The organism is Streptomyces sp. NPDC047974, assembly GCF_040653375.1.
Taxonomy (GTDB): Bacteria; Actinomycetota; Actinomycetes; order Streptomycetales; family Streptomycetaceae; genus Streptomyces.
In genome coordinates, this window is sequence record NZ_JBEZNU010000047.1 from 1 (window position 1) to 19897 (window position 19897).

16 protein-coding genes are annotated in these 19897 nt (G+C 73.9%); 4 read left to right on the top strand and 12 right to left on the bottom strand.

Annotated elements, in window-relative coordinates; all coding sequences use genetic code 11:
- Positions 1–358: 358 nt before the first annotated feature.
- The 8 genes from AB0E19_RS35590 to AB0E19_RS35625 all read right to left on the bottom strand — a co-directional run bounded on the left by AB0E19_RS35590 (position 359) and on the right by AB0E19_RS35625 (position 8654).
- A complete protein-coding gene (locus tag AB0E19_RS35590) occupies positions 359–976 on the bottom strand; it encodes a hypothetical protein (protein ID WP_362188318.1) in 618 nt (205 codons plus the stop codon).
- Positions 977–1083: 107 nt separating this feature from the next.
- Positions 1084–2538 carry an adenosylhomocysteinase gene (gene ahcY / locus AB0E19_RS35595; protein ID WP_360611456.1) on the bottom strand — a complete coding sequence of 485 codons (1455 nt, stop codon included), beginning with the start codon at positions 2536–2538 and terminating at the stop codon, positions 1084–1086.
- Positions 2539–2835: 297 nt separating this feature from the next.
- Entirely contained in the window at positions 2836–3801 is a 966-nt protein-coding gene (locus tag AB0E19_RS35600; protein WP_362188322.1) for a cation diffusion facilitator family transporter, read from the bottom strand.
- A gap of 72 nt (positions 3802–3873) precedes the next feature.
- Positions 3874–5025 (bottom strand): mannose-6-phosphate isomerase, class I, encoded by a 1152-nt coding sequence (gene manA, locus AB0E19_RS35605; protein ID WP_362188325.1) that lies wholly within the window; start codon positions 5023–5025, stop codon positions 3874–3876.
- A 126-nt stretch (positions 5026–5151) separates the two neighbouring features.
- Positions 5152–6300 carry an SIS domain-containing protein gene (locus AB0E19_RS35610; protein WP_362188328.1) on the bottom strand — a complete coding sequence of 383 codons (1149 nt, stop codon included), beginning with the start codon at positions 6298–6300 and terminating at the stop codon, positions 5152–5154.
- Between the two features lie 152 nt (positions 6301–6452).
- Positions 6453–6635, bottom strand: a complete 183-nt coding sequence (locus tag AB0E19_RS35615) for a Trm112 family protein (RefSeq protein WP_362188331.1) — start codon at positions 6633–6635, stop codon at positions 6453–6455.
- Positions 6636–6734: 99 nt separating this feature from the next.
- Positions 6735–8096 carry a phosphomannomutase/phosphoglucomutase gene (locus AB0E19_RS35620; RefSeq protein WP_362188334.1) on the bottom strand — a complete coding sequence of 454 codons (1362 nt, stop codon included), beginning with the start codon at positions 8094–8096 and terminating at the stop codon, positions 6735–6737.
- A 126-nt stretch (positions 8097–8222) separates the two neighbouring features.
- A complete protein-coding gene (locus tag AB0E19_RS35625) occupies positions 8223–8654 on the bottom strand; it encodes a DUF3499 domain-containing protein (protein ID WP_169093684.1) in 432 nt (143 codons plus the stop codon).
- A gap of 309 nt (positions 8655–8963) precedes the next feature.
- Here AB0E19_RS35625 and AB0E19_RS35630 point away from each other — a divergent pair, with 309 nt between their 5' ends.
- On the top strand, positions 8964–9428 hold the full coding sequence (locus AB0E19_RS35630; RefSeq protein ID WP_362188384.1) for a metallopeptidase family protein: 465 nt from the start codon (positions 8964–8966) through the stop codon (positions 9426–9428).
- 21 nt (positions 9429–9449) lie between these two features.
- Here AB0E19_RS35630 and AB0E19_RS35635 read toward each other — a convergent pair whose 3' ends face one another.
- The 3 genes from AB0E19_RS35635 to AB0E19_RS35645 form a co-directional block, all read right to left on the bottom strand.
- Positions 9450–10973, bottom strand: a complete 1524-nt coding sequence (locus tag AB0E19_RS35635) for a DUF5719 family protein (protein ID WP_362188337.1) — start codon at positions 10971–10973, stop codon at positions 9450–9452.
- On the bottom strand, positions 10970–14659 hold the full coding sequence (locus tag AB0E19_RS35640; protein ID WP_362188340.1) for a glycosyltransferase: 3690 nt from the start codon (positions 14657–14659) through the stop codon (positions 10970–10972). Before AB0E19_RS35640 ends, AB0E19_RS35635 begins: the two co-directional genes overlap by 4 nt.
- A 356-nt stretch (positions 14660–15015) precedes the next feature.
- On the bottom strand, positions 15016–15279 hold the full coding sequence (locus AB0E19_RS35645; RefSeq protein WP_015033978.1) for a WhiB family transcriptional regulator: 264 nt from the start codon (positions 15277–15279) through the stop codon (positions 15016–15018).
- Between the two features lie 676 nt (positions 15280–15955).
- On the opposite strand from AB0E19_RS35645, the gene AB0E19_RS35650 reads away from it, so the two are divergent.
- From AB0E19_RS35650 to AB0E19_RS35660, 3 genes are all read left to right on the top strand, one after another.
- Positions 15956–16489, top strand: coding sequence for a cysteine dioxygenase family protein (locus tag AB0E19_RS35650; RefSeq protein WP_362188344.1), 534 nt, complete (start codon positions 15956–15958; stop codon positions 16487–16489).
- Between the two features lie 94 nt (positions 16490–16583).
- Complete coding sequence (gene cofD, locus AB0E19_RS35655; protein WP_362188347.1) at positions 16584–17540, top strand: 2-phospho-L-lactate transferase; 957 nt, start codon at positions 16584–16586, stop codon at positions 17538–17540.
- A complete protein-coding gene (locus tag AB0E19_RS35660) occupies positions 17537–18844 on the top strand; it encodes a coenzyme F420-0:L-glutamate ligase (RefSeq protein WP_362188350.1) in 1308 nt (435 codons plus the stop codon). The genes cofD and AB0E19_RS35660 overlap by 4 nt, the downstream gene beginning before the upstream one ends.
- 58 nt (positions 18845–18902) lie before the next feature.
- Here AB0E19_RS35660 and AB0E19_RS35665 read toward each other — a convergent pair whose 3' ends face one another.
- Complete coding sequence (locus AB0E19_RS35665) at positions 18903–19850, bottom strand: DNA-3-methyladenine glycosylase 2 family protein (RefSeq protein ID WP_362188353.1); 948 nt, start codon at positions 19848–19850, stop codon at positions 18903–18905.
- Positions 19851–19897 lie beyond the last annotated feature (47 nt).

The following is a 19897-nucleotide window of genomic DNA, read 5'->3' on the forward strand; positions in this document are numbered from 1 at the left end:
CGTTCCTGTTTCCAGGCCCTCCGGGCGCTTCCTTCGTTTCCGACTCTATCAGATCTTTCCGATCCGATTTCCTCGGTGCTTTCCGGTCCCGAATTTGTTTTTCTCGGGGCCTTCCGGCGCTTTCCGACTTTATCAGAATCATTTCCGGCTACCTAATCGGCGGCTTTTCGTGATTCGCGATAAAGAATCGGGAGTGAGTCAGACTCTAGTTGATTGCTGCCGAGCTGTCCAGCTCTAGGCAACCATCTGAATCTACCTCCCCGCGTCCACCGTGTCAACGGTTTTTTCGGGCACCGGAGGACAGTACCAGCTCCGCGGGGCCCGTCGCACATCGGCCGGGGGGCGTGGCGAGGAGGCGTCAGGCCGGGAAGGTCGAGGGGGGTGTGTCGAGGTCTTCCAGTTCCACGCCGGGGGCGGAGAGGACGACGTCGCCGGCGATGTGGACGGTGTGGCGTTCGCCGGTGTCCAGGGTGCTGACCTGGTACGCGTCGACGGAGAGGGGGCCCAGGTCGGTGGGGTGGGTCTCGGTGCCCAGGAGGGACCAGGACTGGTCGACGGTGAGCGGGGCGAGGACCGGGTCCGTGAGGGCGACCAGGCGGACGCGGGTCTCCGGGGCGCCGGGGGTGAGGCGCAGGAGGCGGGTGAGGGCGATCAGGAAGGCCGGGGACGTACCGGTGAAGGCGTGGGCGCGGACGTTGCCCTCGGTGGCGTGGGTGCCGGTGGGGTCGGTGCGGACCCAGGTGACGCCGTCGAGGGCGGCGCCCCGGACCTGCCAGCCGGCCGCGTGGAGTTCGAGGCGGATGGGGCGGCCGAGTTCGTCGACGGCCAGATCGACGGAGCCTCGGTGGTCGCCGGCGGGGGTGGTGATCTGGGAGACGTAGCGCCAGCCGGAGGGGCCGGGGGCGCAGTGGAAGTGCTCCTCGCCGAGGGGGGTGTGGTCGTGGGGGTCGTGGAGCGAGTAGCGGCCGCGGGGCATCGCGTGGTCCTCGGGTGGTGGAAGGGGGAACGGGGCAGGCCCCCGGCACGGGGTGCCGGGGGCCTGCTGGGGTGTCGCGTCGCCCGGCCGTGCGACCGGGGGGCGGATCAGTAGCGGTAGTGGTCCGGCTTGTACGGGCCCTCGACCTTGACGCCGATGTAGGAGGCCTGCTCCGGGCGGAGGGTCGTCAGCTTGACGCCGAGGGCGTCGAGGTGGAGGCGGGCGACCTTCTCGTCCAGGTGCTTCGGCAGCGTGTACACCTCGGTCGGGTACTGCTCCGGCTTCGTGAAGAGCTCGATCTGGGCCAGGGTCTGGTCCGCGAAGGAGTTCGACATCACGAAGGACGGGTGACCCGTCGCGTTGCCCAGGTTCAGCAGACGGCCCTCGGACAGGACGATGAGGACCTTGCCGTCCTCGAAGGTCCACGTGTGGACCTGAGGCTTCACCTCGTCCTTGACGACGCCCGGGATCTTGGCCAGGCCGGCCATGTCGATCTCGTTGTCGAAGTGACCGATGTTGCCCACGATCGCCTGGTGCTTCATCTTGGCCATGTCGGAGGCCATGATGATGTCCTTGTTGCCCGTCGTGGTGATGAAGATGTCGGCGGTCTCGACGACCTCGTCCAGGGTCGTCACCTGGTAGCCGTCCATCGCCGCCTGCAGCGCGCAGATCGGGTCGATCTCCGTCACGATGACACGGGCGCCCTGGCCGCGCAGCGACTCGGCGCAGCCCTTGCCCACGTCGCCGTAACCGCACACGACGGCCGTCTTGCCGCCGATGAGGACGTCCGTGGCACGGTTGATGCCGTCGATCAGGGAGTGACGGCAGCCGTACTTGTTGTCGAACTTCGACTTCGTCACGGCGTCGTTCACGTTGATCGCCGGGAAGAGCAGGGTGCCGGCCTGCATCATCTCGTACAGGCGGTGGACGCCGGTGGTGGTCTCCTCGGTCACGCCGCGGATCTCGGACGCCAGCTGGGTCCACTTCTGCGGGCTCTCGGCGAGCGTGCGGTTGAGGAGACGCAGGATGTAGCCGTACTCCTCGCTGTCCGCGGTGGCCGGGTCCGGGGCGGAGCCGGCCTTCTCGAACTCGACGCCCTTGTGGACGAGGAGGGTGGCGTCACCGCCGTCGTCCAGGATCATGTTCGGGCCGCCGGTGGGCGTGTTCGGCCAGGTGAGGGCCTGCTCGGTGCACCACCAGTACTCCTCCAGGGTCTCGCCCTTCCAGGCGAAGACCGGGACGCCCTGGGGGTTCTCCGGGGTGCCGTTCGGGCCGACGGCGATGGCCGCGGCGGCGTGGTCCTGGGTGGAGAAGATGTTGCAGGAGGCCCAGCGGACGTCGGCGCCGAGGGCGACGAGCGTCTCGATGAGGACGGCGGTCTGCACGGTCATGTGCAGGGAGCCGGTGATGCGGGCGCCGGCGAGGGGCTGGGTCTCGGCGTACTCGCGGCGGATGGCCATCAGACCGGGCATCTCGTGCTCGGCGAGGGTGATCTCCTTGCGGCCGAAGGTGGCCAGGGAGAGGTCGGCGACCTTGAAGTCCTGCTGTGCGGCAGTCGTCATGACTGGTGCTGCTCCTCGTGGGATCGCATGGTGAGGGTCGGTTGTGGCGCCTGACACCGCGGTCGAGGCACCGGCGGGCATACGGATGCCCGGGTGGTTCGCGGTGCAGTCGTCGGAGGTCCTCTCTCCCTCGGCCGGTCCCCTGGGGGGCCGCCCGACCGCCATCAGCAGCGACGTCTGGCGGTCACGAATCTACACCGATCGGCCCACCGGGCGCAGGCCCGCACGGAGAAGCCCCCGGGGCGGCGTGATGCGCTCCGGGGGCCTCGTCAGGGTGTTCGGCGGGTGGTGCGGGGGTCAGTGGCCGCTTCCGCCGGGGGTGGCTGCGGGGTCGGGGCCGGCCGCGGCGGCGGACTCGCTGTAGACGTCCGGCTCCAGGTAGATGACGCGGGCGATCGGGACGGCGGCGCGGATGCGCTCCTCGGCGGCGTCGATGGCGCGGGCGACCTCGGTGGCGGACTCGTCGTGCCGGACGGCGATCTTGGCGGCGACGAGGAGTTCCTCGGGGCCGAGGTGGAGGGTGCGCATGTGGATGAGGCGGGTGACGGTCTCGCCGTCGACGACGGCGTCCTCGATCTTCTTCACCTCGTCGAGGCCGGCGGCCTCGCCGAGGAGGAGCGACTTGGTCTCCAGGGCGAGGACGATCGCGATGGCGATGAGCAGGACGCCGATGCACAGGGTGCCGATGCCGTCCCACACGCCGTCGCCGGTGAGGAGGGCGAGGCCGACGCCGCCGAGGGCGAGGACGAGGCCGACGAGGGCGCCGAGGTCCTCCAGGAGGACGACGGGGAGCTCGGGGGCCTTGGCGCGGCGGACGAACTCCTTCCAGGAGAGGCCGCCGCGGACGAGGTTCGACTCCTTGATGGCGGTGCGGAAGGAGAACGACTCGGCGATGATCGCGAAGACCAGGACGCCGACCGGCCAGTACCAGGCCTCGATCGGGTGCGGGTCGTGGATCTTCTCGTAGCCCTCGTAGATGGCGAACATGCCGCCGACGGAGAAGAGGACGATGGAGACGAGGAAGGCGTAGATGTACCGCTCGCGGCCGTAGCCGAAGGGGTGCTGGGGGGTGGCCTCGCGCTGGGCCTTCTTGCCGCCGAGCAGGAGCAGGCCCTGGTTGCCGGAGTCGGCGAGGGAGTGGACGCTCTCGGCGAGCATCGAGGACGAGCCACTGAAGAGGAACGCCACGAACTTGGCTGCGGCGATCGCGAGGTTGGCGGCGAGGGCCGCCACGATCGCCTTGGTTCCGCCTGACGCGCTCATGGGTCTGTCTGTTCCCTTCGTCGATGCTCCGGCCCGGTGCCGGTGACCGTGGTACGGCCGGTCATTGTTGCATCAGGCCACGACGGTGGCGCGGAACACGGTGCCCGCTGCGGTCAGTTCGACGGGCTCGCCGGCGGGAACGAAGACGGATTCGCCCGGGGAGAGGGTGATTTCACCGGCTTTGGGTCGTCCGGCGGTGGCGAGCAGGATCTGCGGGGTGGCCGCGGTCAGGTCGGTGGGGGCGGCGCCCTCGGCGCGTACGAGGCGGGAGAGGCGGAACTCGTCGATGGGGGTGTCGTAGACCTCCTCGCCCGACGGGGAGGCCTCGGGGCGGAGCACGCCGGGGTCGGCGGGCTCGAAGCGGACGACGCGGAGGAGTTCGGGGACGTCGACGTGCTTGGGGGTGAGGCCGCAGCGCAGGACGTTGTCGCTGTTGGCCATGATCTCGACGCCGAGGCCGGAGAGGTAGGCGTGCGGGACGCCGGCACCCAGGTAGAGGGCCTCGCCGGGCTGGAGCGTGACGTGGTGGAGGAGCATCGCGGCGATGACGCCGGGGTCGCCGGGGAAGTGGTGGGCGAGGACCGCGTACGGGGCGTGGGCGCCGCCGAGCCGGTCGGCGGCCGCGGCGGCCTCGGCGACGGTGTGGGTCATCTCGGCCGGGTCGGCGGTGAGCAGGGCGGTGAGCACCTCGCGGAGGGCGTCCTCCTCGGGGTGGGCGTGGAGCAGGTCCACGTACGGCTTGAGGGAGTCGACGCCCAGGGCGGCGAGGGTGTCGGCGGCCTCGGCGGGGGCGCGGAAGCCGCAGAATCCCTCGAAGGGGGTGAGGGCGCAGATCATCTCGGGCTTGTGGTTGGCGTCCTTGTACGTGCGGTGGGGCGCGTCGACGGGGATGCCGGCGGCCTCTTCGGCGGCGTATCCGGCGCGGGCCTGCTCCAGGTCGGGGTGGACCTGGAGGGAGAGCGGGGCGCCGGCGGCGAGGACCTTGAGGAGGAAGGGCAGGCGGGGGCCGAACTTCTCGGTGGCGGCGGGGCCGAGTTCGCGTACGGGGTCGGCGTCGATCAGCTCGTTGAGCGGCCCGCGGGGGGTGAGCGAGGGTGCACCGGGGTGGGCGCCCATCCACATCTCGGCCTGCGGCTCGCCGGTGGGGGCGGTGCCCAGCAGTTCCGGGATGGCCGTCGTGGATCCCCAGGCGTAGGGACGGACGGTGTTGACGAGGCGTTCCATGACGGGTTCCAGCTCCTCGGGGCGAAGGACGGTGACGGTGCCAGACGACAGATGACAGGGGGTGGGTGACACGCGGGTGACGGGTGGGTGGCCGCAGGCCGTACGCCGGTGTCGTGTCCCGGACTGTCAGGGGGTCGGGTGGCCCTGGGTCGCCAGGGAGAGGTAGACGGCGGCGAAGTCGGTGACGGCGAGGAGTTCCGCGAGGGTCTCCAGGGCGTCGCCCTCGTCGGGTTCGAGTTCGCTGACGGCGGTCTCGTGGCCGAGGGCGAGTTCGCGGGCGGCGGGGGCCGCGCTGAGGGCGTCGGTGGGGCGGTCGCGGAGGAGGACGACGCGGGCGCGGAGGGCCTGGGGTTCGTCGACGCGGTCGCGGAAGAAGTCGTCGGGGTCGGCGGCGGCGGCGTAGGCGCCGGTGAGGAGGACGCCGTGGGCGGGGAGGGCCTCGGGGAGTTCGGCGGCGAGGGCGGGCAGGCCGGCGAGTTCGGCGAGGACGGCGGCGAAGCGGCGGCCGGCGGGTCCGGCGGCGTCGCCCTCGGTCCAGACGAGGGGCAGGGTCTCGGCGAGTTCGGCGGCGAGGGTCTTGGCCGGGTTGGAGTAGGTGGCGATGGCCGGGCCGCAGCGTTCGGCGGTGCGGTCGAGGCGGTCGGCGACCCGCTCCAGGGCCTCGGGCGGGGCTTCGAGGAGGCCGACGCGGTCGAGGAGGGCAAGGAGGGGGGTGAAGAGGGCCCAGAGGGCGCCGGGGCTGGCGGAGAGGTTCTCGCCGTACTCGTCGGGTTCCTCGTGCGGGGCCATCGCCATCGGGACGAAGAGGCCGCGGGAGCCGTTGACGGCCTCGGAGAGCGGGCAGCCCTTGGGGGCGACGGCGGCGACGGTGATGCCGCGGCGGTAGGCCTGCTCGGCGAGGAGGGCGAGGCCGGGTTCGGAGCCGTCGGTGGTGGGCAGCAGGAGCAGGTCCACGGATCCGGCCCAGCCGGGCAGCGCCCAGCGCAGGGCGCCGGCGGCGGGGGCGACGCCGGTGGGCGCGAGGCGTACGACGGGGGCGGAGGCGCCGGCGAGGGCGCCGATCAGGTCGGCGACGCCGGCGGCGGCGGTGCCGGGGCCCGCGACGAGGACGGCGCGGGGGCGGCCCTCGGGGCGGAGGTCGGCGATGCCGGCCTCGGTGGCGTGGCGGGCGGCGGTCCTGACCCGGGCGCCGGCCTCGGCGGCGCCGCGGAGGAGTCCTCGGCGGTCGGCCGTCGCGAGGGCGTCCGGTGCGTCTAGCAAGGTCTCGTCCAGCATGGGCGGGCCTCCGGGTGCGGGTGCGGGCGCGTGCCTTGGTGCGGATGCGGGTGGGCGCGGGCGCTCGGGGTGAACGAACCGGGGTCGGGTGCCGCTCCGCGGGCGTTGCGCCCACCCGTTCCGCCGTGCGGAACGATTGCCCACAACGTGGGTCAGGACGGGCGGCGGGCCTCGTCGACGAGGAGGACCGGGATGTCGTCGCGGACGGGGTAGGCGAGACCGCAGTCGGCGGAGGTGCAGATCAGCTCGGGGGTCTCGTCCGCCGTGCGGTCGTCGAGCGGAGCGTGGCAGGCGGGGCAGGCCAGGATCTCCAGGAGGCCGGCTTCGAGCGGCATTGCGGTGTCCCTTCGTACCAGTGATCGGTGCTGGTCAGCCTACCGCCGGGGGCGGGGAGTCGCGGCTCGGCGAGCGGCGACTCCCCGCCGGTCCGGGGGTCAGGCGCGGACGAGGGCGAGGACCTCGTCGCGGATCTTGGCCATGGTGGCCTCGTCGCGGGCCTCGACGTTGAGGCGGAGCAGGGGTTCGGTGTTGGAGGGGCGGAGGTTGAACCACCAGTCGGCGGAGGTGACGGTGAGGCCGTCGAGCTCGTCGAGGGTGATGCCGTCCTCGTTCTCGTAGGCCGCCTTGATCTCGGCGGTCTTGGCGGTCTGGTCGGCGACGGTGGAGTTGATCTCGCCGGAGCCGGCGTACCGGTCGTACGAGGCGACCAGCTCGGAGAGGGTGCCCTGCTGGCCGCCGAGGGCGGCGAGGACGTGGAGGGCGGCGAGCATGCCGGTGTCGGCGTTCCAGAAGTCCTTGAAGTAGTAGTGCGCGGAGTGCTCGCCGCCGAAGACGGCTCCGGTCTTGGCCATCTCCTCCTTGATGAAGGAGTGCCCGACCCGGGTGCGGACGGGGCTGCCGCCGTGCTCGCGGACGACCTCGGGGACGGACCAGGAGGTGATCAGGTTGTGGATGACCGTCCCGCCGGGATGCCTGGCGAGCTCGCGCGCGGCGACGAGGGCCGTGATCGCGGACGGCGAGACGGGCTCGCCGCGCTCGTCGACGACGAAGCACCGGTCGGCGTCCCCGTCGAAGGCGAGCCCGAGGTCGGCACCCTCGGCGATCACCCGGGCCTGGAGGTCGACGATGTTCTTCGGGTCGAGCGGGTTGGCCTCGTGGTTCGGGAAGGTGCCGTCGAGCTCGAAGTACATCGGGATCGTGTCGAGCGGGAGGCCGTCGAAGACGGTGGGGACGGTGTGGCCGCCCATGCCGTTGCCGGCGTCGACGACGACCTTGAGGGGGCGGATCGCGGTGAGGTCGACGAGCGCCTTGAGGTGGGCGGCGTACTCGGCGAGGGTGTCCCGCTCGGTGACGGTGCCGGGGGTGGCGGCGGCCTCGGGGGCGCCCTCCGCCAGCCACCGCTCCGCGAGGGCGCGGATGTCGGAGAGGCCGGTGTCCTGGCCGACCGGGGCGGCGCCGGCGCGGCACATCTTGATGCCGTTGTACTGGGCCGGGTTGTGGGAGGCGGTGAACATCGCACCGGGCAGCCCCAGGCTGCCGGAGGCGAAGTACAGCTGATCGGTGGAGCAGAGCCCGATGAGGGTGACGTCGGCGCCGAGGCGGGCGGCGCCGCGGGCGAAGGCGTCGGAGAGGCCGGGCGAGGAGGGGCGCATGTCGTGGCCGACGACGATGGCGTCGGCCTCGGTGACGCGGACGAAGGCCGCGCCGAAGAGTTCGGCGAGCTTCTCGTCCCACTGGTCCGGGACGACCCCGCGGACGTCGTACGCCTTCACGATCTGCGACAGATCGGCAGTCACGGATCCACCCTCCTGAGTTCTCGGCACGCGTGTGCGGCGCGTGTGCGGAACGCCCAAACTACCCGGGGCGGGAGGTGTGGCACGCGGCCGGTGGCCGGTTGTGGACGCGGTCGCCGGTCCGTGGGCTCAGTTGTCGGGGGAACGGAGCACCCGGAGGTGTCCGCGGCGGCCGACCTCCATGGGGTCGCCGCCCCGGCCCGTGCCGGGTTTGCCGGCCTCGGCGGCGCGCTCCTGGGGGCGGGCCGCTTCCCGGACCGCGTTGGCCAGGGCTTCGAGGTCGTCGCCGCTGGGGCGGGTGGGGGCGGAGGCGTCGGAGAGCCGCACGACCTCCCAGCCGCGCGGGGCGGTGAGGCGCTCGCTGTGCTCGGCGCACAGGTCGTAGCAGTGGGGCTCGGCGTAGGTGGCGAGCGGGCCGAGGACCGCGGTCGAGTCGGCATAGACGTACGTCAGTGTCGCGACGGCAGGGCGGCCGCACGCGGTGCGCGAACAGCGACGTACAGGGCTCACGACGTTGGACGGTACCGCACTCTTGACCGGGCCGCGACGACTCTCCCCCAGGTCACTCCACCGTGTCGCGGTGTGACGTCCGACACCCCCCTTCGAGTGGCGCCCGTTCTGACCTGCGCCGGAGGGGGCGCAAGGGGGGTGGCACGGGGGGCGATCCGGACAGGGAGAGGGAGGAATCCGGTCAGGCGCGGCCAGATGGCCGATCGCGCGCGGGTGCCGAATCGTTCCCTGGGACGGCCGGAATGTTCAGGTTTGGACAGCGGAGGGGGCGCGGGCGGGGTGCGGAGGGGGCGGGACGCGCCGATCGGCGGGTCCGCGCCACGGTGCGGAGTGACCCAGGAGAGTTACGCTGCGTCAGTGATGGACACTCCTGTGCCGCCCGGGCAGCCGGGCCCCTCGCGGAGCTCCGGGGAGCCGCCGGCCGAGCCGCGGGTCCGCCGGCGGGACCGGCACGGCCGTGGGATGCGGGGGCCGGTCGCGCCGCCGCAGGTCCCGCTGTCCGTGAGCCGTGCGGACACCTTCCGCGATCTCGTCCTGGACTCGGTGGAGCGTCTGGAGCGGCGCTGGCCGCAGCTTCAGGACGTCGAGTTCATGATCTTGGAGGTGCCTCCGGTGGTCTCCGGCGAGGTCGTGCCGCTGGGCGGTTCGGTGCCGGCCGAGAAGCGGGAGCCCGCGAAGGTCGTCGTCTACCGGCGGCCGGTGGAGATCCGGTCGAAGAGCCGCGACGAGCGGGCGCTGCTCGTGCACGAGGTCGTGGTGGAGCAGGTCGCCGAGCTCCTCGGGCTCTCCCCCGAGTCGGTCGACCCCCGGTACGGGCAGGACTGAGCCGCCCGCACCGGGGGGCCGTCAGTCGTCGAGGACCGTGATGTCGCGGCGGGCGGCCGGGACCTCGACCGTGCCCCGGTCGTCCACCAGGGTCTGCACGGTGAACATCGGGATGCCGTCCTCGGGGAGGGTGAGCGCGCGGGACGCGTACACCGGTCCGCCGCCCGCGACCGGTTCGACGGTCAGCGCGTAGGAGCCCTTGACGTCCTTGGGGGCGAGGTCGGTGAGGACGGTCGTGGTGCCCGCCTTGAGGGAGACCGTGCGGGTGGCGGGGGTGCCGCCCTCCGTGCCGGCCGAGGCCGTGACCTTCACCTGGGCGGCCGCCTCGGGGGCGGTGAGGGCGAGGGCGGTGCCCTTGGCGCGGTTGTCGGCGACGGTGGCGCGGCCGGTGACGGGGGCCGCGGCGGGGATGAAGGCCATCTCCGTGTCCGAGCCCTTGCCGCGGACGACCTTGAGCGCGGCCACGACCGGGACCTGCTTCTTGGGGTCGGTCGGGGTGAGCAGCAGGGAGGCGGCGGCGCCCCGGGTGAGGTCCGGCAGGTCGACGAAGGCGGTCATGCCGGCCTTGACGTGCAGGGATTCGGCGGCGGCGGGGACGATCGTGCCGTTCGCGGTGGCCAGCTGGATCTTCAGGTCGGCGTCGGAGTCGCCGGGTGCGAAGGCGACGAGGCGGACGCCGGTGGCGTCGGCCGGGATGCCGGGGAGCACGAGGCGGGCCGCCGGGTCGGCGGAGGCGGAGAGCCAGTCGCTGCCGACGCCGTCGGTGGCGGAGCCGAGGGCGGCGCCGACCCGGCCCGCGCGGGTGGAGACGTGGGCCGTCAGGTTCTCGTGGGGGCTCTCGGAGAGGAGCGTGCTGAGGCGGACGGCGGTGGTGGAGTGGGGCGGGACGTCGAGGCCGTCCCGCTCGATGGTGGTCTTCAGCTCGCCCTCGGGGCCGTACAGCTCGATGTCGGCGACGGCGATGTCGTCGTCGGGGTTGGTGAGGTGGATGTAGTCGGTGCGGCCCTTGGCGGTGGAGACGGCCGGGAACCAGAGGTCGGTGTCGGGGGCGGAGCAGGTGACGCCGAGGAGGCCGCGGGCGGCGCCGGCGGGGACGACGGTGGTCTGCTGGACGGTCCAGCCGGGGGCGAGGGTGCCGGTGGCGGTGCCGGTGAGGCCGTGGGTGACGGCGCCGTCGGCCTCGACGGCGACGGGCTTGCCGGGGGCGGTGACCGTGCCGGGGGCCTTGGCGCCCTTCCTGAGGGCCGGGGCGTCCGGGTTCTTGGCGAGGCCGAGGACGGCGGTCGGCTTGGGGGCCGTGGTGCCGGCGGCGGCCGCGGCGGCGGCGCCGGGCGGGGTGTAGGAGGTGGTGAGCGTCTCGGCGACGTCCGAGGTGCTGGGGGCGGGGCAGAGCAGGCTGGTGCGCTCGACGGGGAGGCGGGCCGCCTGCGGCGCGGGGGCGGCGGACGCGGCGCCGGGCTCGCCGGGGGCGGTCAGCGCGGCGAAGCCGGTGACGGCGGCGAGGGCGGTGACGACCGCGATCAGGGAGGGGCTGGGGCGCTTCACTGGTTGCTGCTCCCGTCGGGACGCTGCTCGGTCTCGTGGGCCTGGCCGCCCTGGGGGTAGCCGTAGTCGTAGCCGGCGTAGGGGTCGTACGCCTGCGGGTTCTGCGGGTCGTGGCCCTGGCCCTGGTCGTAGGCCTGGGGGGCGGCATAGGGGTCGTACGCCGGGGGGTTCTGCGGGTCGTAGCCCTGGCCCTGGTCGTAGCCCTGCTGGGGGTACGCGTACGCCTGCTGCTGGTACGGGTCGGCGTACTCCTGGGGGTAGCCCTGCTGGTCGTAGCCGGGGGCGTACTGCTGCTCGGCGTAGGCCGGGGCCTGGCCCGTCGTGTCCCACTCGTCCGCCTCGGCGGTCTGCTGACCGGGGATGGGGGCGGGGGCGGCCGGGTGGCCGGTGTCCGGGGCGTCGGGGTCCTCGGCGCCCGCGGCCACGGCGGCGGCCTCGGCCTCGGCGGCGGCGCGCAGCCGGCGGGCGCGGCGGCCGTCGCCTTCGGTGGCCTGGGCCGGGATGGCCGTCTCCTCCTCGGGCAGATCGTCGTCGATCTCGCGGCGGCGGCCGGGCAGGGCGAGGACGACGAGGACGACGGCGAGGCCGAGCTGGGTCCAGATCCAGGCGGTGTGCGCGAGGGGCTCGTCGTAGGTGAGGTCGAGGCGGCCGCCTTCGGCGGGGAGCTGGAAGCCCTGGGCCCAGCCGTCGACGGTGGTGGGGGTGAGCGCGGTGCCGTCGAGGGTGGCGGTCCAGCCCTCGTCGGCGCGGTCGGCGATCCGCAGGACGCGGCCGGCGGGGCCGGCGGGGATGTCGGCGTGGGCCTCGACCGGGCCGGCGGCAACCGGCAGGGGGAGGACGTCGGCCGTGGTGCCGGGCTTGGCCGCGGGCGGCACGATCATCACGCGGGCGATCTCGCGGTCGACCTCCCAGAGGGCGACGCCGTCGAGCTGGCTGAGCCGGGAGAGGCCGGGGGTGGTGTCGAGGACGCGGCTCATCTGGCGCGGCGAGCCGTCCTTGACCAGGACGTAGCGGATGGCGAAGGCGCTGAGTTCCTGGGTCTGGTCGGCGCCGGAGCCGGCGACGAGCTTGGCGACGACGGAGTCGAGGCGCGCGTCGGGCTCGGCGGTCGCGGTCAGTTCGGCGTCGCCGAGGCGCGCGCCGGAGCCGCGGACCAGGGTGTAGTCGACGGCGCCGGGCGAGCTGCCGGAGAGCACGAGGGTGCGGGGCTGGTTCTTCTCGCCGGCCATCTGGGCGACGAAGGCGGGCACCTGGACGGGGTCGCGGCGGGTCAGCGGGCCGTCGGCGCCGCCGATCATCCAGCCGGCGGCGGCGACGGCGGGGCCGACGGCGCAGGCGAGGGCGACGAGGGCGGCGACGGGCTGGCGCCAGCCGAAGCCGTGGGCGGCGACGCGGCTGCGGCCGCCCTCGGCGCCGAGCATGCCGGCGGCGATGAGGCCGCCGCCGTAGACGAGGGTGGCGGGGCCCGCCCAGCCGGTGCCGTCGGCGCCGTTGGCGAGGGCGGCGAAGAGGAGGCCGGCGAGGGCGGCGGTCCAGGCGGCGAGGACCGCGCGGCGGCGCTCCTCGCGGAGCAGGCCGGCGAGTGCGGCGAGGACCAGGCCGAGGAGGAGGAGTCCGCCGGTGGTGCCGGGGCCGCCGGGGCTGCTCGCGAGCAGGTCGACGGCGGAGGCGGTGCCGGTGCGCAGGTCGAGGCCGGCCTCGTGGAGGAAGGCGGAGGGGTCGGTCAGCAGGGAGAGCGACCAGGGGGCCAGGGCCAGGATCGGGGTGCCGACGGCGGCGAGGAAGCGGAGCCCGTAGGCGGTGATGTCGTCGCGGCGGAAGGCGAGGACGCCGAGGCCGAGGACGACGGCGAGCGGCCACACGATCGGGGTGAACGCGGTGGTGACGGTGAGCAGCAGGGCGTAGGCCCAGGTGGCGCGCCAGCTGCCGCGGTCGGGGCGGTTCAGGCCGTGGGCGGCGACGGCGGCGCGGGCGATCAGGGGGAGCAGGATCGCGAGGATCGCGGTGCCGAGCCGGCCGGTGGCGAGGGCGCCGGTGGCGGCGGGCAGGAAGGCGTAGGCGATGGCGCCCCAGGCGAGCAGGAGGCGGGAGCCGACGAGGCCGCGGGCGGCGAGGTAGGCGGTGAAGCCGGCGAGCGGGACCGAGCAGACGAGCAGCACGGTCAGCGCGGTGGAGGTGGAGCCGAGGAAGAGCGCGGAGAGTCCGGCGAGGATGCCGAGGTAGGGCGGGGCGGTCTGGGTGCCGCCGGTGCCGAGGGTGTGCCAGGCGTCCGCGTACCGGCCCCACAGTTCGGAGACGGTGTCGGGGGCGGGCAGCAGGACGCCGCCGGCGAGGGAGCCGCCGGCGAAGAGGTTGCGGCAGGCGGCGAGGGAGACGAGGAGGAGGACGGCGAAGAGGACCGGGCCGGGCTTGCGGGCGATCTTCTTCAGTCGGGCGAACTGCTCGACTTCCAGGAAGTCGGCGTCGTCGCCGCCGGGGCCGGACTCGACGGCGCCGTGGCGGGAGCCGCCGGAGTCGGCCTCGTCGCCGCCGAAGTGGGAGACGAGCTGTTCGGCGGCGGCGCGGACGGTGGCGCCGGGCGGCGGGAAGAGCGGGCGGAGTTCGGCCGAGGGGACCTCGGGGTTCTTCCGCCGTTTGCGGGCGGCGAGGATCTTCTCGGGCCGCAGCAGGGTGGCGAGGAGGCCCATGATCTCGTCGACGGCCTGGCCGGGGGCCTTGCCGACGAGGAGGCCGAGGGTGCGCAGGACGGTGCCGAGGACGAGGCGGAGGAAGACGTAGGGGAGGGCGCGGCCCGAGGTGTTGGCCAGCAGCGTGTAGACGGCGGCGGCCTTGTCGACGCGGTGCGGGCTGGCGGCGGTGCGGCCGGCGCAGTCGACGGAGCGGCGCTCGCGGGCGGAGGCCTCGGCGTGCCGCAGGACGGCGTCGGGGGCGACGAGGACGCGGTGGCCGGCGGAGTGGGCCCGCCAGCAGAGGTCGACGTCGTCGCGCATCAGGGGCAGGCGGCGGTCGAAGCCGCCGAGCTCCTCGAAGACGTCGCGGCGGACGAGCATGCCGGCGGTGGAGACGGAGAGGACCGGGCGGATCTGGTCGTGCTGGCCCTGGTCCTGCTCGCGGCGGTCGAGGCCGGTCCAGCGGCGGCCGCTGCGGGCGATGGTGACGCCGGCTTCGAGGAGCTGCTTCCTGTCGTACCAGCCGCGCAGCTTGGGGCCGATGACGGCGGCGTACGCGTCGGAGTCGGCGACGCGCAGGAGTTCGGCGAGGGCGCCGGGCTCGGGGGCGCAGTCGTCGTGCAGCAGCCACAGCCACTGGACCGGTTCGCCGTGCGGGAGTTCGGGGAGGTCGTAGGCCTCGTCGTTCCAGCTCCGGCTGACGGGGTCCCAGCCGCTGGGGCGCTTGAGGTACGGCAGGTCCTCGGGTCCGAGTACGGGCGCGGTGCGGACGGCCTCGTCGACGGCGGCGCCGAAGCCGGTGCGGCGGGCGAGGTGCAGGACGCGGTCGGGGCCGACGGCTTCGGCGACGAGCTGCGCGGACTCGTCGGCGCTGCCGGTGTCGGCGGCGATCACGCTCTGCACCGGGCGCTCCTGGGCGAGCAGCCCGGAGAGCGCGTCGGGCAGCCAGCGGGCTCCGTCGTGGGTGACGAGCACGGCGGTGACGACGTGCCTGGGGAACTCAGGAGTTGAGGACATCGAGCTACAGGCCCTCCGGCCGGGGTCGCCCGCGGTGGGGCGTGGGAGCGGCTTGGACGGAGGCCCACACTAGTGGTTGCGGGGGTGGCGCTCGGTGGGCGCGGGTGCGGGTGCCCGCGGCTGCCGGGGGGTGCGGGCCCGCGGACGCGGGGCTCTCGGCGGTGCGGGCCCGGGTCGGTGCGGGCACCGGAAGCGGGGGCGCGGCGGCTCGGGCGCCGCCCTTGGGGCGTCGTGCCCGCCCGTTCCCGCCCGGGGGTGCCCCCTCGGGGGGAGGGACGCCTGCCCGCGACGCGCGAACGGTCCGCCTCCCTCGTGCGGGGAGACGGACCGTGGGTGGTTTTCGGACGGGCGGCGGGTCAGACGGCGGCCTTCTTGAGGCGGCGGCGCTCACGCTCGGAGAGGCCGCCCCAGATGCCGAAGCGCTCGTCGTTCTGGAGCGCGTACTCCAGGCATTCGGAGCGGACTTCGCAGGCGAGGCAGACCTTCTTGGCCTCGCGGGTCGAGCCGCCCTTCTCGGGGAAGAAGGACTCGGGGTCGGTCTGGGCGCACAGCGCGCGCTCCTGCCAGCCGAGTTCCTCGTCCGCGTCCTCGACCAGCAGTTCCTGGAACAACTCGGTCATCTGCGCCCCTCGTCTGTCTGTGCGTCCCGTGATGTCGCCGTGATCGAAACGGCCGAACGACACGAGTGAAATTACAAGTTCGTGCTCTGTGCGAGTCAAGCCGAGATCTGCTATTGGGCCCCGTATTCACTCTGCGGAACCAAGCCTATGCGGAAAGTGTTCAAATCACCAAAAACGTGACACATGCCACCGGCGGTTCCCGTGATGCCGGGCCTCCGTCCAGAAGGACGTACGAGACTTGGATCTTGTTGCGATCCAGCCATGGAAGCGATCCGGATCACAGTCCGATCACGGACCGCCTCCGCCGCGGCCATGTTTACGGGCCCGACTGCTGCGCCATCTTGCCTGGTCCGGGCCTGAACAAACCTTTCTCCGGGCACGGTAACCGGATGAGGTGAAACATTACCCCCAAATCGGGCATTGAGTTGACAGTCGGGTACCGCTCCCGCCACTTTGGTGGCATGCCAGCGACCGCAGCGCCCTCCGCGACCCACGCCCGTGGGTTCCGCCGCGCTGTCCAGGCGCGCTGTTGCTGTTGCTGTTCCAGCTGTTGATGCCCCCGAGCTCCGGCTGCCCCTCCCAGCGTCACCCTGCGTCACCCGTGTCACCGCTGTGCCCCTCCCCGGGCCGTGACCCCCCACCGCATCCCCGTTTCTGCTGAGGAACCACCCCACCCATGAACATGGACAGTGACCTTCAGATCGCCGGCGACCTCATGGAGGTCCCGCACCTGCTCCAGCCCGAGCGCGAGCACCCCGTCACCGTCGCCGAGTTCGCCGGCCTCGCCCGCGAGCTCGCCGCCGACCGCGACCGGTGGGCCCCGCACGTCGAGTACGACGCCACCACCCGCTGGTACCACCGGCTGCGCACCGGGCCCGGCTACGAGGTGTGGCTGCTCTCCTGGGTACCCGGCCAGGGCAGCGGCCTCCACGACCACGGCCGCTCCTCCGGCGTCCTCACCGTCCTCCAGGGCGAGTTGACGGAGCGCACGGACCGGGGCGTGCGCGTCCTGCGGCCCGGCACCCAGCGGGTCTACGCGCCGGGGTACGCCCACGAGGTCGTCAACGACTCGCTGGAGCCGGTCGTCAGCCTCCACGTCTACTTCCCCGGACTGACCGAGATGCCCATGCACGAGCCGATGCACGAGTCGCTCCAGGGCCGGTGCGCCGCCCCGACCGCCCCGACCGCCCCGGAGGCGATCACCGCCTGACAGGCCCGCCCTCCCCCGGCCACCGCCGGGAGGTGCCCCCCCAGCCCGGCCACCACCCCTCAGAGGATCGGCCTGCGGCTGACAGACTGTCCGCATGCGCATTGTGGTTCTGGCAGGCGGCATCGGTGGTGCCCGTTTCCTTCGTGGTCTCCAGCAGGCCGTCCCGGCCGCGGAGATCACGGTCGTCGGCAACACCGGTGACGACATCCATCTCTTCGGGCTGAAGGTCTGCCCCGACCTGGACACCGTGATGTACACCCTCGGCGGTGGCATCCACGAGGAACAGGGCTGGGGCCGCGAGGGGGAGACCTTCGCCGTCAAGGAGGAGCTCGCCGCCTACGGGGTCGGACCCGAGTGGTTCGGCCTCGGCGACCGGGACTTCGCCACCCATATCGTCCGCACCCAGATGCTCGGCGCCGGCTACCCGCTGAGCGCCGTCACCGAGGCGCTCTGCGCCCGCTGGCAGCCGGGCGTCCGGCTGCTCCCGATGTCCGACGACCGCGTCGAGACGCACGTCGCCATCGAGGTCGACGGGGAGCAGCGGGCCGTGCACTTCCAGGAGTACTGGGTGAAGCTGCGCGCCTCCGTCGACGCGAAGGCCGTCGTGGCCGTCGGCGCGGAGGCCGCCAAGCCCGCGCCGGGCGTCCTGGAGGCGATCGCCGAGGCCGACGTCATCCTCTTCCCGCCGTCGAACCCGGTGGTCTCCGTCGGCACGATCCTCTCCGTGCCCGGCATCCGCGAGGCGGTCGCGGCCGCCGCCGCCCCGGTCGTCGGCCTCTCCCCCATCGTCGGGGACGCGCCCGTGCGCGGCATGGCCGACAAGGTGCTCGCGGCCGTCGGCGTCGAGTCGACGGCGGCGGCCGTCGCCCGCCACTACGGCTCCGGCCTGATCGACGGCTGGCTGGTGGACACCGTGGACGCGGGCGCCGTCGCCGACGTCGAGGCCGCCGGGATCGCCTGCCGCGCGGTGCCGCTGATGATGACCGACGTGGACGCGACCGCCGCGATGGCGCGGGCGGCGCTGGCGCTCGCCGAGGAGGTCCGCGGGTGACGGCCGCGGCCCCGTCCTACCGGGTGTGGGGGCTCGCCGGGCTGCCGGAGGTGGCGCCCGGGGACGACCTCGCCAAGCTGATCGCGTCCGTCTCCCCCGGCCTGGAGGACGGCGACGTGCTCCTGGTCACCTCCAAGATCGTGAGCAAGGCGGAGGGCCGGATCGTCGCCGCCGACGACCGCGAGGAGGCCGTCGACGCGGAGACCGTACGGGTCGTGGCGCGGCGCGGCACCCTCCGCATCGTCGAGAACCGGCAGGGGCTCGTCATGGCGGCGGCCGGGGTCGACGCCTCCAACACCCCCGCCGGGACCGTGCTGTTGCTGCCGGAGGACCCGGACGCGTCGGCGCGGCGGATCCGGACGGGGCTGCGCGAGGCGCTCGGCGTGGACGTCGGGGTCGTCGTCACCGACACCTTCGGACGGCCGTGGCGGGCCGGGCTCACCGACGTGGCGATCGGCGCGGCCGGCGTGCGGGTCCTGGACGACCTGCGGGGCGCGACCGACTCCCACGGCAACGACCTGAGCGTGACCGTCGTCGCCACCGCCGACGAACTCGCCGCCGCGGGCGACCTGGTGAAGGGCAAGGCCACCGGCGTGCCCGTCGCCGTCGTCCGCGGGCTGCCGCACGTCGTCGGGGACGACGACGAGCCGGGCGCGCGGGCCCTCGTACGGGCCGCCGCCGACGACATGTTCCGGCTCGGCACCTCGGAGGCCGTACGGGAGGCGGTGACGCTGCGGCGCACGGTGCGCGAGTTCACCGGCGACCCCGTCGACCCCGGGGCGGTGCGGCGCGCGGTCGCCGCGGCCGTGACGGCGCCTGCCCCGCACCACACCACGCCCTGGCGGTTCGTCCTCCTGGAGTCCGCGGAGTCACGGCTCCGGCTGCTCGACGCGATGCGGGACGCGTGGATCGCGGACCTGCGGCGGGACGGGAAGTCCGAGGAGTCCGTCGCGAAGCGGGTGCGGCGCGGGGACGTGCTGCGCAACGCGCCGTACCTCGCCGTGCCCTGCCTCGTCATGGACGGCGCCCACCACTACGGCGACCCGCGCCGTGACGCCGCCGAGCGCGAGATGTTCGTCGTCGCGGCCGGCGCGGGCGTCCAGAACTTCCTCGTCGCGCTGGCCGGGGAGCGCCTCGGCTCGGCCTGGGTCTCCTCGACGATGTTCTGCCGGGACGTCGTACGGGACGTGCTCGGGCTGCCGGAGGGATGGGACCCGATGGGGGCGGTCGCGATCGGCCATCCGGCGGCGGCGCCCAAGGAGCGGCCGGGGCGGGTGGCCGCGGAGTTCGTCGAGGTGCGCTGAGGGGGGCCCGACGCCGTCCGCGTCACCCTTCACCGTCGCCGTCGCCGTCGCCGTCGCCTCAGATGCGGGTGATGTCGTTGGGCGCCAGGCGGGGGGCCTGGCGGGGCGGGGTGCGGCCGCTGAGCAGGATGAGGCGGGCCGCGCGGTGGCGCTGGCCCTCGTAGGGGGCCAGGAGCTCCAGCATCGTCGCGTCGTCGGCGGTGCGGTCGCCCGCCAGGGCCCAGCCGACGATGCCGGGGAGGTGGAGGTCGCCGGTGGTGACCTCGTCCGGGGCGCCGTTGCTGCGCTGGACGGTCTCGGCGGAGGTCCACGGGCCGATGCCGGGGATCAGTTCCAGGCGCCCGCGGGCCTCCGGGGGCGGCATGTGGGCCGCCTCCTCCAGACGGGGGGCGACGCGGGCGGCGCGGACGATCGTGGCGGCGCGCTTGCCGTCGACGTTGGCGCGGTGCCACTCCCAGGACGGGATCCTCGCCCAGGTGCGGGCGTCCGGCATCACGTACAGGCCCTCGGGGGCCGGGCCCGGGGCGGGCTCGCCGTACTGGCGGACCAGGCGGCGCCAGGAGCCGTACGCCTCCGTCGTCGTGACCTTCTGCTCCAGGACCGACGGGATCAGGGACTCCAGGACCAGGCCGGTGCGGGTGAGGCGGAGGCCGGGGCGGCGGCGGTGGGCCGCCAGGAGGAGTCGGTGGCGGGGGACGAAGGCGGCGGGGTCGTCCTCGGCGCCGAGGAGGGCGGGGAGCTGTTCGTCCAGCCAGGCCGCACCCGGGCCCCAGGTGTCCGTCTCGACCTCGGCCCCCTGTACCCGGACCCGGAGCGTGCCCGGCCCCTCCGGGGTGCGGCTCGCGCGCCAGATCTCGCCGGTGGGCGTGGTGCGGAAGGTGGGGTCGTGGGGGCCTCTGCGGAGGGGACCCAGGGTGAGGCCCAGGTCCAGTTGCTCCGGCGGTACGTCGAGGTGGCCGCCGCGGGTGGTGGTGCGGGTGGGTCGTGGTGCGAAGCGGCCGGCCATGGGTACGAGCGTAGCCGGGTGCGGCTCCGTACAGGCGCGGGTACGGA

Bases quoted from the DNA above. Each gene is read 5' to 3' on its own strand.
- AB0E19_RS35590 (WP_362188318.1), bottom strand. From the start codon at position 976: ATGCCCCGCGGCCGCTACTCGCTCCACGACCCCCACGACCACACCCCC.
- ahcY (WP_360611456.1), bottom strand. From the start codon at position 2,538: ATGACGACTGCCGCACAGCAGGACTTCAAGGTCGCCGACCTCTCCCTG.
- AB0E19_RS35600 (WP_362188322.1), bottom strand. From the start codon at position 3,801: ATGAGCGCGTCAGGCGGAACCAAGGCGATCGTGGCGGCCCTCGCCGCC.
- manA (WP_362188325.1), bottom strand. From the start codon at position 5,025: ATGGAACGCCTCGTCAACACCGTCCGTCCCTACGCCTGGGGATCCACG.
- AB0E19_RS35610 (WP_362188328.1), bottom strand. From the start codon at position 6,300: ATGCTGGACGAGACCTTGCTAGACGCACCGGACGCCCTCGCGACGGCC.
- AB0E19_RS35615 (WP_362188331.1), bottom strand. From the start codon at position 6,635: ATGCCGCTCGAAGCCGGCCTCCTGGAGATCCTGGCCTGCCCCGCCTGC.
- AB0E19_RS35630 (WP_362188384.1), top strand. From the start codon at position 8,964: ATGGACACTCCTGTGCCGCCCGGGCAGCCGGGCCCCTCGCGGAGCTCC.
- AB0E19_RS35640 (WP_362188340.1), bottom strand. From the start codon at position 14,659: ATGTCCTCAACTCCTGAGTTCCCCAGGCACGTCGTCACCGCCGTGCTC.
- AB0E19_RS35645 (WP_015033978.1), bottom strand. From the start codon at position 15,279: ATGACCGAGTTGTTCCAGGAACTGCTGGTCGAGGACGCGGACGAGGAA.
- AB0E19_RS35650 (WP_362188344.1), top strand. From the start codon at position 15,956: ATGAACATGGACAGTGACCTTCAGATCGCCGGCGACCTCATGGAGGTC.
- cofD (WP_362188347.1), top strand. From the start codon at position 16,584: ATGCGCATTGTGGTTCTGGCAGGCGGCATCGGTGGTGCCCGTTTCCTT.
- AB0E19_RS35665 (WP_362188353.1), bottom strand. From the start codon at position 19,850: ATGGCCGGCCGCTTCGCACCACGACCCACCCGCACCACCACCCGCGGC.